Annotated in this window: 15 protein-coding genes; 10 read left to right on the top strand and 5 right to left on the bottom strand. The window is 73.4% G+C overall.

All coding sequences use genetic code 11. The annotated features are described in order from the left end of the window. Window positions 1–548 precede the first annotated feature (548 nt). The 4 genes from ACILQ5_RS17685 to ACILQ5_RS17700 all read left to right on the top strand — a co-directional run bounded on the left by ACILQ5_RS17685 (window position 549) and on the right by ACILQ5_RS17700 (window position 2,926). Window positions 549–1,754 carry a DUF222 domain-containing protein gene (locus ACILQ5_RS17685; RefSeq protein WP_395659346.1) on the top strand — a complete coding sequence of 402 codons (1,206 nt, stop codon included), beginning with the start codon at window positions 549–551 and terminating at the stop codon, window positions 1,752–1,754. Window positions 1,755–2,098: 344 nt separating this feature from the next. Then, window positions 2,099–2,302: a cold-shock protein gene (locus ACILQ5_RS17690; RefSeq protein WP_395659347.1), complete on the top strand. Its 204-nt coding sequence runs from the start codon at window positions 2,099–2,101 to the stop codon at window positions 2,300–2,302. Window positions 2,303–2,387: 85 nt separating this feature from the next. After that, the gene (locus ACILQ5_RS17695) at window positions 2,388–2,624 is read left to right on the top strand and encodes a hypothetical protein (RefSeq protein ID WP_395659348.1); all 237 of its coding nucleotides are present in this window, start codon (window positions 2,388–2,390) and stop codon (window positions 2,622–2,624) included. Window positions 2,625–2,797: 173 nt separating this feature from the next. Next, window positions 2,798–2,926 (top strand): hypothetical protein, encoded by a 129-nt coding sequence (locus ACILQ5_RS17700; protein WP_395659349.1) that lies wholly within the window; start codon window positions 2,798–2,800, stop codon window positions 2,924–2,926. Window positions 2,927–3,047: 121 nt separating this feature from the next. Here the strand turns inward: ACILQ5_RS17700 and ACILQ5_RS17705 are convergent, their stop codons facing one another. Genes ACILQ5_RS17705 through ACILQ5_RS17715 form a run of 3 tightly spaced genes read right to left on the bottom strand, consistent with a single transcriptional unit; the run spans window position 3,048 to window position 5,274 of the window. Further along, window positions 3,048–3,482 carry a pyridoxamine 5'-phosphate oxidase family protein gene (locus ACILQ5_RS17705; protein ID WP_395659350.1) on the bottom strand — a complete coding sequence of 145 codons (435 nt, stop codon included), beginning with the start codon at window positions 3,480–3,482 and terminating at the stop codon, window positions 3,048–3,050. Between the two features lie 11 nt (window positions 3,483–3,493). Next, window positions 3,494–4,372 (bottom strand): universal stress protein, encoded by an 879-nt coding sequence (locus tag ACILQ5_RS17710; protein WP_395659351.1) that lies wholly within the window; start codon window positions 4,370–4,372, stop codon window positions 3,494–3,496. A gap of 5 nt (window positions 4,373–4,377) precedes the next feature. Next, entirely contained in the window at window positions 4,378–5,274 is an 897-nt protein-coding gene (locus tag ACILQ5_RS17715) for a universal stress protein (protein WP_395659352.1), read from the bottom strand. 145 nt (window positions 5,275–5,419) lie between these two features. Between ACILQ5_RS17715 and ACILQ5_RS17720 the strand changes: the two genes are divergently transcribed. From ACILQ5_RS17720 to ACILQ5_RS17730, 3 genes are read left to right on the top strand one after another with little or no spacing between them, the layout of a single operon-like run. Further along, the gene (locus ACILQ5_RS17720) at window positions 5,420–5,839 is read left to right on the top strand and encodes a pyridoxamine 5'-phosphate oxidase family protein (protein WP_395659353.1); all 420 of its coding nucleotides are present in this window, start codon (window positions 5,420–5,422) and stop codon (window positions 5,837–5,839) included. Beyond that, window positions 5,839–6,429 carry an HPP family protein gene (locus ACILQ5_RS17725; RefSeq protein WP_395659354.1) on the top strand — a complete coding sequence of 197 codons (591 nt, stop codon included), beginning with the start codon at window positions 5,839–5,841 and terminating at the stop codon, window positions 6,427–6,429. Before ACILQ5_RS17720 ends, ACILQ5_RS17725 begins: the two co-directional genes overlap by 1 nt. Before the next feature lie 10 nt (window positions 6,430–6,439). Next, window positions 6,440–6,889 carry a hypothetical protein gene (locus tag ACILQ5_RS17730; RefSeq protein ID WP_395659355.1) on the top strand — a complete coding sequence of 150 codons (450 nt, stop codon included), beginning with the start codon at window positions 6,440–6,442 and terminating at the stop codon, window positions 6,887–6,889. Here the strand turns inward: ACILQ5_RS17730 and mmuM are convergent. After that, entirely contained in the window at window positions 6,806–7,690 is an 885-nt protein-coding gene (gene mmuM, locus ACILQ5_RS17735) for a homocysteine S-methyltransferase (protein ID WP_395659356.1), read from the bottom strand. The two genes, ACILQ5_RS17730 and mmuM, sit on opposite strands and share 84 nt — an antisense overlap. 42 nt (window positions 7,691–7,732) lie before the next feature. Next, a complete protein-coding gene (locus ACILQ5_RS17740) occupies window positions 7,733–8,605 on the bottom strand; it encodes a universal stress protein (RefSeq protein ID WP_395659357.1) in 873 nt (290 codons plus the stop codon). 143 nt (window positions 8,606–8,748) lie between these two features. Between ACILQ5_RS17740 and ppdK the strand changes: the two genes are divergently transcribed. The 3 genes from ppdK to ACILQ5_RS17755 all read left to right on the top strand — a co-directional run bounded on the left by ppdK (window position 8,749) and on the right by ACILQ5_RS17755 (window position 12,772). Then, window positions 8,749–11,415 carry a pyruvate, phosphate dikinase gene (gene ppdK, locus ACILQ5_RS17745; protein WP_395659358.1) on the top strand — a complete coding sequence of 889 codons (2,667 nt, stop codon included), beginning with the start codon at window positions 8,749–8,751 and terminating at the stop codon, window positions 11,413–11,415. Window positions 11,416–11,628: 213 nt separating this feature from the next. Further along, window positions 11,629–12,306 (top strand): hypothetical protein, encoded by a 678-nt coding sequence (locus ACILQ5_RS17750; protein ID WP_395659359.1) that lies wholly within the window; start codon window positions 11,629–11,631, stop codon window positions 12,304–12,306. 4 nt (window positions 12,307–12,310) lie between these two features. Further along, the gene (locus ACILQ5_RS17755; RefSeq protein WP_395659360.1) at window positions 12,311–12,772 is read left to right on the top strand and encodes a CBS domain-containing protein; all 462 of its coding nucleotides are present in this window, start codon (window positions 12,311–12,313) and stop codon (window positions 12,770–12,772) included. Window positions 12,773–12,775 lie beyond the last annotated feature (3 nt).

Consider the following 12,775-nt stretch of genomic DNA (forward strand, 5'->3'; position numbering starts at 1 on the left):
CCGACAGGCAGCAACGACGGACACGGTCGGCGTCGGGTCGCGGTCGCCTCCCGGCTCGCGGTTCCTGGCACCGGTGGTCGAGCTTGTCGAGACCCCAGGAGGTGCGCAGGGCGGCGACTGCCGGCATCTCGCCGTCCGCTCCGGTTGCGACCGACAGGCAGCAACGCGGGGCGGCGGGCGTCCGGTTGCGGCTGACTTCCGGCTCGCGGCCGCGTTCGCCGGCGGTCGAACAGCGAGCGCCGGCGAGCGTCGTCGAGACCCCGGGAGGTGGGCAGGGCGGTGCCTGTCGGCATCTCGCGGTCCGCTGCGGTTGCGACCGACAGGCAGCAACGCGGGTACGGCGAGCGTCTGGTTGCGGCTGACTTCCCGGCGCGCGGTTGGGGGCGTCGGTGGTCGAGCTTGTCGAGACCCCAGGAGGTGCGCAGGGCGGCGACCAACGAACACCGCGCCGGCGCAGCCCGAATCCTTTACCTTCGAATTGCTCAGATCCCTGTGGATACAGGGGATTCTCGCCTCTGACTGTCGGTGGCGAGTGCTTGAGTAGACCCATGAACCAGCAGGCCGGCACCCTGACTCCAGAGTCGGTGCTGACCGCCGCCCATGCCCGACACCGGGTCGCGGTCGAGGCCGAGATCGACCTGCTCGTCCTGGCCACCGACTGGGTCGCCCTGCACCCCGGCGAGGAGGTGGACACCTCGATCGAGTTCGGGATGCGGGACCTGCAGATCGCCGGCGACGGCGCCCCGACGATCGACGAGGCCGCGGTCGCGGAGTTCGCGCTCGCGGTCGGCCGCACCACCGACGCCGGCCGCCTGTTCCTCGGCGACGCGGTCGAGCTGCGACACCGACTCCCCAGGCTCTGGGCGCGGGTGGTGGCGGGCGAGGTGGCGGTGTGGAAGGCGAGGAAGGTCGCCCAAGCCACCACGTCGCTCCCGGCGGATGCCGCGGCGGTGGCGGACCAGCGACTCGCTTGGTGTGCGCACCGGTGCTCGTTCGCCGAGATCGAGCGGCAGGTCGGGAAGGCCCGCGCCGTGCACGACCCGGCCGCGGCGGAGGAACGCCGGGTCGCGGCGTTGGAGAAGCGCCGGTTCGACATCGACCTCGACCACGCCACCCCCGAGGGGCTGGTCCACGTCGAAGGGGAGCTCGACCTCGCCGACGCCCTCGCCCTGGAAGCCCAAATCAAGGCCAAGGCCGCGACCTTGGACCTGCAGCTGCCGTTGGACGTGCGCCGGGCCATGGCCGCCGGACTCCTCGGAACGGGTGACCAGTCCCGCGAGGTCGTCGTCTACACCCACGTCCGTCCCGGACAGTCCAGCGTCGACGTCGACAACACCCGATCCTCGATCACGTCGCAGCACCTGAAGAACTGGTGCCAGCAGGCCGGCACCAAGGTCACCGTCCGGCCAGTGATCGACCTCAACGCTGAGCTGTCGACGGAGTCTTACCGGCCGACCGAGGTGATGAAGGAACAGATCGGCCTCCGGGACCGGCAGTGCTGCTTCCCCGGCTGCACCCGCCCCGCCCGGGCCTGCGACGCCGAGCACCAGGTCCCCTGGCCCCAAGGGCCCACCGCCTCCTCCAACCTCGCACCCGCCTGCCGGACCCACCACCGCCTCAAGACCCACGCCGGCTGGGACTACCAGCGCGTCGCAGGGGTCGGGTTCGTGTGGACCACCCCGATGGGACGCACCTACGTGTCCCCCTTCGTCACCGAACCACCGCCCGAGCCGACAGCGCGACATACCCGCTGACCCCGACCCCGCCGACCACGGCCGACGGGGTCACACCCATGTCCGGACGCTGTTCCTCGCGTGACCACCGCGCATGCCGGCGGGCCGGGGGCCGTCACCGGCGCTGCTCGCACGTCGACTCTCGGGAGGACCCGCCCGGCCGCGCGAATCGTCAGGGGTGGCCACGACTGTTACGGTGGTCATGTTGAAGGGCGCCGCTTGCGGCGCTCCGGCCGTGAGCATCGCGGCCGCTCATCTTCGTCGTTCTTGGTCTTCGGTCTTGCTGGACATCAAACGTATTGCGGATGTCTTCAGCTCACGCGCTGGGCACGGTGTCCGGCGCACGCGAACACCAAGGAATGAACATGACTCAGGGAACCGTCAAGTGGTTCAACGACGACAAGGGCTTCGGCTTCATCGCTCAGGATGAGGGTGGCGCGGACGTGTTCGTCCACCACACCGCCATCTCCGGCACCGGCTTCAAGTCCCTCAAGGACAACCAGCGCGTCGAGTTCGACGTGACGCAGGGCCCCAAGGGCCCGCAGGCCGAGAACGTCCGGGCGCTCTGACCCGTACCACGGCATCGTGGCCCGACCGGCCCAGCCCGAGCCCCTGCCGCCGCGAGGCGGCAGGGGCTCTGCTGCGTCGGTGCCCATGAGCCCGCCCAAGCTCCGCGAGCTCCAGGTCGAGGTCCACCGGGCCCGGGCCGCGGTCGCCGACGCCCGGCGCGGTCCCTTCGACCGCAAGGCGATCGGCCACGCGCAGCAGGACCTGCTGGCCGCACTCGAGGCGTACGTCGCGTGCCTGGCCGGTGCCGGCGCGGCCGTGCACCTGACCCTGCGCAGCGAGATCGACCTGCTGCGGCGGGTGACGACCTACCCCCGGGACTGAGCCCGGGCTCGGAGACGAGTGCTCCGGACATGGGTGACCCCGGTGGCGTCTCGGGTCACCACCGGGGTCGTGACCAACAGTAGCCCAGGCCCGGGCAGGACCGAAGGGCCGCCGGCCGACTTGAGCGAATCTGGAGGAACGGCCGCCACCCGCCCGTCGTCTACCGTCGGGACGTGGCCCTGCTGACCGACCTCGTGGCCCGACGCGTCGGGAGCTTCTACCTCCTGCACCACCACCCGTGGCTGGTCGTGCTGCTGCTCGCGGTCCTGGTCGTGGCGGTGCTCGCCACCCGGCGCCGCTGACCGGCGGGTCTCGAGGCGCCCCAGGGCTGGCTGCTCGACGAGCAGCTGCGGCCGGTCCCGGGCCCCCGTCCCGGTCCCGACCGCAGCCAGGTTCGACAGCCGACGAGCGGCCGGCTAGCGGCTAGCGATCACCGCGGAGGAAGAAGTGCCGGCCGGTGACGGCCGTCGGCACGACCTGCACGAGGTCGTACTTCAGGGTCGGCACCCAGGTCCAGTCACCCAGGGCGGCGAGGCGCTCCGCCTCGTCCTCCTCGAGGTGCTTGATCTGACCGCGCACCAGCACCGACCAGGCGTCGTCGGTGCCGAACCGGTCGATCTCGAGGGCGACCTCGGAGTGCAGCTCAGCGGCGAGCAGCTTGTTGCCGGCCGCGGTCCGCATCAGCAGCGTCCGGTCCACGACGGCGTAGTTGATCGGCACCACGTGGATCTCGTCGACCAGCTGGTAGCCCAGCCTGCCGACCCGCTCCTCCTGCAGCCTGGTCCAGCACTCCTCGTCCGTCAGCTCGACCACCGGTCGATCCGCGTCCGGCCACTCGGGCCACTGAAGCTCCGTCACTGTCGTCCTCCTCAGGTGCGGCCGACGATCATGACCGGGCCCTCAGCGTGGCGGAGGACGGCGCGGGTCATCGGACCGAGATGGGCGCCGAGCGGGTGCTCGTCGCGTCGGTTGAGCACGAGCACGTACGAGGTCTTGGTGGCCCCGACGAGCGCGTCGACCGGGCGCCGCCACGGCACGTCGACCTTCACCTCGACCGTGTCGAGGTCGGGAACCTTCTCGAGCGCGAGCTCGAGCTCACGCTCGGCGTCGTGGCGCCACATGTCGCGCGTGCTGTTCCGGAAGCCCAGGTCCTGGTACTGCTCGGCCAACCAGGCGGCGTGCAGGATCACCAGCGGCCGGCCCGAGCTGCGCGCGTAGACGAGCGCGGTCTCGACCTGGCCGGGCGCGTCCAGGGGGCGGTCGACGCCGACGGTCACGGGGAGCGCGGCCTCGTCGTAGCGGTGCCGCCAGTGCTCGGGCACCACCATGACCGGGGTCGTCGTGTGCGCGGCGACCCGCGTCGACACCGACATCGTGAGCAGCCGCTCGCCGTGCCCGGTGTCGCGGCGCTCCAGGACCAGCAGGTCCGCGTCGGCGGCCCGGACGGCGATGGTGCCCGCGACCGGTCCGGTGGCGATCTCGGTCGTGACCGGCGCCCGGCCGTCGAGCCGGGTGCGCAGCCGCTCGGCTGCGTCGGTCAGCACCTCACGGCCGACCCGCGTCAGGGTCTGGTCCAGCGACTGCATCTGCTCGATGCTGGACGGGGCGGTCACGAGGGAGTGCACGACGTGGATCAGCTCCACGCCGGTCCCGCGACGGACCGCCTCGCAGGCGGCCAGGTCCAGTGCGCCGTCGTGCACCCCGTTGGCACCGACAGCCACCAGCACGCCGTACTCGTTCGCAGCCATCTCCCTCACTCCTTCCGGCTCGTGGTCGGTGCGACCACGCGCACCGGGCTCTGGGCGCTGCGCAGGACCGCGCGCGCCGTGCTGCCCAGGTGGGCAGCGGGAGGTACGCCGTGGGCCCGGCGCACGAGCACGACGAGGTCGGCCTCGTGGGAGGCCTCGACGAGGGCGTGGCTGGGATGGTCGTGGACGACCCGCACCTCGACCTTGACGTCCGGGTGCTCCGTGCGGTGCTCGCGCAGCAGCTCCTCCATCTGGAGGGTCGCCTCGCGGGCCCACTGGTCGACCGCGACGCGCGTCTCGACGATGTCGTCGTAGGCGGTCGGCAGCTTCCAGGCGTGCAGGACCACGAGCGTCGCGTCGCGCTCACGAGCCGTCTCGAAGGCGTCGGTGAGGAGGTCGTCAGCGTGCGGTGCGGCCTTGACGCCGACCACGACGACCCGCTCGGCGTCGGCGGGGCGGGGCTCCCACTCGGCCGGGATCTCGACCACGGGCAGCTCCGCGCGGGCGGCGACGGCGGCGGCGGTGTCACCACGCAGCAGCCGCTGCGGGAGCGGCCGGCCGTCGCGACCGACGACCAGCACGTGCGCACCCTCGGCGCCTCGGACCAGCTCGGCCGGCCGGTTGCCGTGGTGCAGCCAGCCCTCGACCTCGAGGTCGGGGGCGAGCTCGCGGGCGACCGCTTCCGCGGAACGCAGGATCTCGGTGCCGGTCTCGGTGAACTCGGCCGCCGTGAGCGGCACCATCGGCGAGATCGACAGGTAGTCGGGGACCACGTGGACGAGCTTGAGGCGACCACCGAGCAGGCGTGCCTCCGCGACGGCGTAGCGCAGCGCGCCCAGGTTGGCCGCTGAGCCGTCGACGCCGAGGACGACGAGGTCGGGTCCGTCGGGACGTGTGGTCATGATGACCTCCTTCCTCCACCCCCATGCTCGATCCGGGCCCCGGCAGGCGTCAGGGCCGCCCGCCCGCGGGACCCGGGACCTTGGTCACGCGTCGGGGGGACCTGACGATCTGGGGCGGCGACCCCCGGCGCGCGACGGTGAGGTCATGAGCACCGCGAACATCGCCACCCTGGTGGCCTACGACTGCTGGAGCCTGCTGGAGGGGGCCGAGATCGCCCGCGTCGCCTGGCAGGGCGAGGACGGCATCGAGCTGATCCCGGTCAACTACACGGTCGCCGACGGCTCCCTGTGGTTCCGCACCGAGGCGGACTCCTCGCTGGCCCGCGGCACGGCCGGGCACGAGGTGGTCGTGGAGGTCGACCACGTCGACCTCGCCGACCACGCGGGGTGGAGCGTGGTGATCCGTGGGGGCGCCGAGCTGGTCGACGTGCTCGACGTGCCCGACATGCTGGTCGACATGCGGGTCTGGCCCACCGGTGCACACACGGTGTTCGTGCGTGTCGAACCCGACCGGGTCACCGGCCGGCGACTGTGGGCAGCCCGCCCGAACGAAGGAGATGCGTGATGCTGGTCCGCGACCTGATGACACCCGACCCGGTGACCGTCACCCCGGACGCCTCCATCAAGGAGGCGCTGGCCCGACTGGCCCGGCTCGGCATCACCTCGATGCCGGTCGTCGACGACCACCGCCGGCTGTGCGGGATCGTCAGCGAGGCCGACCTGATCCGTGACCTCGTCGCGCGGGACCCGCGCGCCCAGGAGCGCCCGGTCGAGGTCGAGCTGCTGTTCCCGCCGCACAGCGTCGAGGAGGTCTACACCCGCTCGGCCGCGTCGGTCCGCATCGACGACGACGTCGCGAGCGCGGTGGAGACGATGACCGCCCTGTCCGCCAAGAGCCTGCCCGTGGTGGACAGCCGCGGCCGGCTGGTCGGCGTGCTGAGCCGCAGCGACGTCGTCCAGGCCCTCGCCCGGGCCGACGAGGTGATCGCCGCCGACATCGACGAGGTGCTGGCGTCCCTCGGTCACGAGGACTGGCTGGTCGAGGTCGACGACGGCGTCGTCCAGGTCTCCGGCCCGTCCGGACCGGCCGAGCACTCGCTCGCGCACGTCGTGGCCCGCACGGTCCCCGGTGTCGTCGAGGTCCGGGTGGAGTGAGGTGACCGGGGTGTCACCCGCGCTCGGCCGGACGGTCGTGGGCGGGTTCTACCTGACCATGGGCGGGGTCCACCTCGGGCTGGTCGCCGCCGACGCGCAGGTCTACCGGCACTTCGCCGACCAGGCGCTGCTGCCCTTCGTGACCGACGGCTGGCACGACGTCTTCATGGCGGACCCGGAGGTGTGGGGGCTGGCCCTGATGTCCGGCGAGCTGCTGCTCGGCATCCTGCTCCTCGTCGGCGGGCGTGCCGCCGTGTGGGGCTGGTACGGCGTCATCGCGTTCCACGTGCTGCTGATGGTCTTCGGGTTCGGCTTCTGGCTGTGGAGCGTGCCGGCGCTCGTCGTGCTCGTCTGGCTCGCCCACCGGGACCCGGTGCTAGCCGGCCGCCCGCTCGGCCAGCGCCGCGATGTCGGCGGGCCCGGTGCCGCAGCAGCCTCCGACCAGGCGCACGCCCGCTGAGACCCAGTCGTCGACGAGGTCGAGGTCGAGCGGGTCGCCGTACGCCCAGCGCTTGGCGTCCGCGTCCCAGCTGCCGCCCCGGTTCGGGTACGCCACACCGGGCAGGCCGGTGCCGGCGACGGCGGCGCGCACCGCGCCGAGGACGTCGCCCTGCTCCGAGCAGTTGACGCCGGCCGCGACCAGGACCCCGCTCCCGGCCAGCACGGCGTACGCCTCGTCGAGCGGCTGCCCCGCGCACGTCGTCGCACCCCGCACGGAGTAGCTGAACCAGGCCGGCAGGCCGAGCTCCTCGAGGAGCGGCACCAGCACGGCTGCCTCGTCGGCGTCCGGGATCGTCTCGACGGCGACCAGGTCCGGGCCGGCGGCGGCGAGCAGCTCCAGGCGGGGACCGTGGAAGTCGCGCAGGCGGGCCGGCGGGACGCCGTACCGGCCGCGGTACTCCGACCCGTCGGCGAGGAACGCGCCGTAGGGACCGACCGAGGCGGCGACGAGCAGCCCGGGACGCTCGACGGCGAGCTCGTCGCGCACCCCGCGCGCTACCTCGACGCCGCGCGCGACCAGGCGGTCGGCCTCGTCGCGGTCCCACCCGGCGGCCACGAACCCCTCGACGCTGGCTTGGTAGGTCGCGGCGGTCGCCACCCGGGCGCCGGCGAGGTAGTAGGCCCGGTGGACGGCAGCGACCCGCTCCGGCTCCTCGGCCAGCAGCCGGGCCGTCCAGAGGGCACCGGAGAGGTCGGCCCCCTGCTCCTCGAGCGCGGTCGAGAGCCCGCCGTCCAGCACGAGCACGCCGTCTCCCAGCACGGTCCCATCCTGCCTCGCGCCGAGGCGCGGGGTGCGGGCGGGTCAGTGCACCGGGTGGGTCTGGTGCGAGGTGGCGATCCGGACGTGGTGCAGCGCGTGCGGGGTGGCCAGCAGGACCGGACAGTCGGACTCCCGGAGCACGGCCCGGGCGATCGGCCCGAGGTGCGACCCCGACGGCACCAGGCTGTTGTGCCGCCCGACCACGACCAGCTCGGCGCGCCGGGACGCCTCGATCAGCGCCTCCCCGGCCCGGGCGTTGCGCACGTGGATCTCGACCGGGACGTCGGGGTACGCCGCGCCCTCGCGCTCGAGAGCGCGGGTGAGCTGGTCCTCCAGGCGCTGGGCCCAGCCGGTGTCCGTGACGTGGGGCTCGCGCGGGCTCCACCAGGTCGAGACCACCAGCAGCCGCGCGCGCCGGTCGCGGGCGGCCGCGAAGGCGGCGGCGAGCACGTCGGGGCGCTTGTCGGGGTCGTCGACGCCGGCGACCACCGTCGGCGGGCGGCCGAGCCGCGGCCGCCAGCCGTCGGGCACGGACACGACCGGCACCTCGACGCGGGCGCCGATGCCGCCGGTGACCGACCGGACGTAGGGATGGGTGCGCCGCGACTCCGGGCAGCGCCCGACCACGACGAGGTCGGAGCCGACGGCGGCCTTGACGACGGCGTGCACCGGCGCCCCCACGGCCAGGTCGGAGGTCACGAGGCCGACCTCGCCGAGCAGGATCGTCCCGAGCCGGACGGCGTCGGCGAGCAGGTCGGCACCCTCGATCCCCTCCTGGGGGTCGTGCGGGTCGACCGCGTGCACGACGTGCAGCGTGCGGTGGCGCCGCAGCGCCTCGGCCGCGGCGAACTCCACCGCGGCGTCCGATCCGTGCCCGCCGACCGCGACGACGACGGCTCCGGGTGTGGTGTCCATCACTGCCTCCTTGAGGTCGCTACCACCGTCCGTCCGCGGCTCGACGCGGGCACAGGGACCATCGGCCCCATTCGTGGGGTCCGCAGTCATCGCCGGGTCCCCAGCTCTCGCCGTCGGCACCCCTGGGGGTGCAGGCTCGCCCCATGGGCAGCTATGTGTACGACTTCACGCAGGGGAACAGGGACCAGAAGGAGCTGCTCGGCGGCAAGGGGGCCAACCTCGCCGAGATGACGAACCTCGGGCTCCCGGTGCCGCCCGGGTTCACCATCTCCACCGACGCGTGCCGGGCCTTCCTGGTCGCGGGCGTCGAGCCGGCCGGGCTCCAGGACGAGGTGGACGCGCACGTGCGGGCGCTGGAGGAGCGGATGGGGCGCCGGCTCGGCGACCCCGTCGACCCGCTGCTGGTCTCGGTGCGGTCCGGTGCGAAGTTCTCGATGCCCGGGATGATGGAGACCGTCCTCGACGTCGGGCTCAACGACGAGTCCGTCGCCGGGCTCGCGGCGCAGAGCGGTGACGACCGGTTCGCCACCGACTCCTACCGCCGGCTGCTCCAGATGTTCGGCAGCACCGTCCTCGGCGTGGAGTCCGACGCGTTCGGCGACCGGCTCGACGCGCTCAAGGCCGAGCGCGGCGTGACCTCGGACGCCGACCTGAGCGCCGACGACCTGCGCTCGCTGGTCGCCGACTTCAAGGCGGTGATCCGCGAGCACACCGGGGCCGACTTCCCGCAGGATCCGCGCGAGCAGCTGCGCCGTGCGGTGCACGCGGTCTTCGAGTCGTGGAACACCCCGCGCGCCGCGCTCTACCGGCGCCAGGAGCGGATCCCCGACGACCTCGGCACCGCGGTGAACGTGCAGGCGATGGTCTTCGGCAACCGCGGCGCCAGCTCCGGCTCCGGGGTGTGCTTCACGCGCGACCCCGCCACCGGCGAGCCGGGCGTGTACGGCGACTACCTGGTCAACGCGCAGGGCGAGGACGTCGTCGCGGGCATCCGCAACACGGTCCCGCTCGCGGACCTCGGCGAGATCGACCCCACGTCGTACCACGAGCTGCTGCGGATCATGGAGGTGCTCGAGAAGCACTACCGCGACATGTGCGACCTCGAGTTCACCATCGAGGAGGGGCACCTGTGGATGCTCCAGACCCGCGTCGGCAAGCGGACCGCGGAGGCCGCGGTGCGGATCGCGACCGACATGATCGCCGAGGGCCTCATCGACCAGGACGAGGCGCTGCTGCGGGTCAGCGGCCACCAGCTGGTCGCGCTGATGTTCCCGCGGTTCGCCCCCGACCCGGACCGGCACCCGGTCGCCACCGGCATGAACGCCTCCCCCGGCGCAGCCGTCGGCCGTGCCGTCCTCGACACCGAGACGGCCGTCGCCTGGGCCGAGCGCGGTGAGACCGTCATCCTCGTGCGCAAGGAGACCAACCCCGACGACCTGGCGGGCATGATGGCCGCCCACGGCGTCCTCACGGCCCGTGGCGGCAAGACCTCGCACGCGGCGGTCGTCGCGCGCGGCATGGGGGTCACCTGCGTCTGCGGGGTCGAGGCGATCGAGATCGACCTCCCGAACCGCCGCTTCACCGTGTATGGCGGCCCGACGGTCGAGGAGGGCGACGTCATCTCCATCGACGGCACCACGGGCGAGGTGTTCCTCGGCGAGGTGCCGGTCAGCGACCCCGACGTCGTGCGCCGTCTCGAGGGCGAGACGGTCGAGGACCGCACCGCCGACATGGTCGGCGCCCTGCTCGAGCGCGCGGACCAGGTCCGCCGGCTCGGGGTGCGGGCCAACGCGGACACCCCGGAGGACGCGATCCGGGCCCGGCGCTTCGGCGCCGCCGGCATCGGGCTGTGCCGCACCGAGCACATGTTCCTCGGCGAGCGCCGCCACCTCGTCGAGCGGCTGATCGTGGCCCGCGAGGAGGGCGAGCGCCATGCGGCGCTGGCCCAGCTCGAGCCGCTGCAGCGCCAGGACTTCAGCGAGATCTTCGAGGCGATGGACGGGCTGCCCGTCACGGTCCGCCTGATCGACCCGCCGCTGCACGAGTTCCTGCCCGACCTGACCGACCTCGCGGTGCGGGTGGCGATCGAGGAGGAGCGGCACGAGGAGAACCTGCGCGACCACGACATGCTCGAGGCGGTCCGTCGCCTGCACGAGCACAACCCGATGCTCGGCCTGCGGGGGGTGCGGCTCGGCATCGCCATCCCCGGCCTGTTCATCATGCAGGCCCGGGCGATCGCGGCCGCCACGGCCGACCGGATCGAGGCCGGGGGTGACCCGAGGCCCGAGATCATGGTGCCGCTGGTGGTGCACGAGCGCGAGCTCACCCTGGTGCGCGCCGAGCTCGAGCAGGTCATCGCCGAGGTCTCCGCGGAGCGCGGCATCGACCTGCGGATCCCGATCGGCACCATGATCGAGCTGCCGCGCGCGGCCCTGCTCGCCGACCGGATCGCCAGGACGGCCGACTTCTTCTCCTTCGGCACCAACGACCTGACCCAGACCACGTGGGGGTTCTCGCGCGACGACGTCGAGGCGGCGTTCTTCCCGGCGTACCGGGACCGCGGGGTCTTCCCGGTCTCGCCCTTCGAGTCGATCGACGTCGACGGTGTCGGCGAGCTGGTGCGCATCGGTTCGCGGCTCGGCAAGGAGACCAAGCCCGACCTGCACATCGGCGTCTGCGGTGAGCACGGCGGCGACCCCGAGTCGATCCACTTCTTCGACGAGGCCGGGATCGACTACGTGTCGTGCTCGCCGTTCCGGGTGCCGGTGGCCCGGTGGGAGGCCGCGCGCGCGGTGCTGTCGCGCCGCTGAGCCCCGGTCGGTCCGGGGGACGGCCCCCGGACCGGAGGGCCCGCGGGCCGAAGGCCTCCGGCACCGGGACGTTGTGCCCTCCCGACTCCGGGACACCCGGGGGACCCTGGTGGGGAGAAAGGTCGTGATCCCCTCATGACGGTCCCCACCCTCACTCCCCCGGTGCCGTCGCCGCCGGCGCCACGGCCGAGGTCGGCCTGGGGAGCCGGACGGGTGGTCGGAGGCATCGTCGCCGCCGTGTTCCTGATGCTCGCGGTCGCGCTCGTCATGGGCGCCGGGCTGGTGAAGCTGGCGGACACCGCGATGCGCGACGACGCCGGCTACGTCACCGGCACCACGACGTCCTGGTCGTCGCCGGGCTACGCGCTGCGGACCGAGAGCGTGGACCTCGAGACCGGCTCGGCGAGCCTCGACCTGCCGCACCGGCTGCTCGGCACGGTCCGGGTGACCGCGGAGGCGACCACCCCGGACGGGGTCTTCGTCGGCGTCGCCCGCACCGCCGACGTGGACACCTACCTGGCCGGCGTGGCGCAGTCGACCGTCGACGACCCGTTCGCCGAGGACGGCACCGCCGGCACGACGTACGTCGACGGCGGCCCGCTCGAGGTGGCGCCCGCCGACGCGGACATCTGGACGGAGTCCGCGAGCGGGACCGGCACCCGGAGCATCACCTGGGAGCCGGAGCCCGGCTCCTGGACCCTCGTCGTCCTGACCGGCGACGGCACCGCCCCGGTCGGGGCGGACGTGACCATCGGCGCCGAGCTCCCCGGGCTCGACACCCTCGCCGCCGTCCTGCTCGTCTCCGGGCTCGTGCTCGGCGGCCTGGCGGGCATCGGGCTGTGGCTCGTCCTGCGGACCCGTGAGGAGGCACCCCGTGCTGCGCGTGCGTGATGTGATGACGACCCCGGTCCTGACCGTGGGTCCCGAGGCCGACCTGGCGAGCGCCGCCCTGCTCCTCGACGAGCACGACGTCGCCGCGCTGCCGGTCGTCGACGCCGACGGCCACGTCCTGGGCATGGTGACCGAGACCGACGTCGTCCGCGACGCGGTCCCGCGCAACCCCTGGGTCCGCGAGCTGCACCCCTCCGCCGGCGGACCGCACCCGGCCCGGGTCGGCGACGTGATGAGCTTCCACCCGGTGGCCGTGCTGCCGGACGTCGAGCTGCCCGTGGCCGCCGACCTGCTAGTCAACAGCGGCCTGACCAGCCTCCCGGTCGTCGAGGACGGCGTCGTGGTCGGCATCGTGAGCCGCCACGACCTGGTGTCCGTCGTCGCCCGCACGGAGCCGGCCGGCCACCCGTTCCGGTCCGGCGCCGATCCCGACGCCGGCTCCGACCAGCCCGCCGACGGACCGTGAGGA

The sequence above is a fragment of the Nocardioides sp. genome, from assembly GCF_044226305.1.
Classification (GTDB): domain Bacteria; phylum Actinomycetota; class Actinomycetes; order Propionibacteriales; family Nocardioidaceae; genus Nocardioides.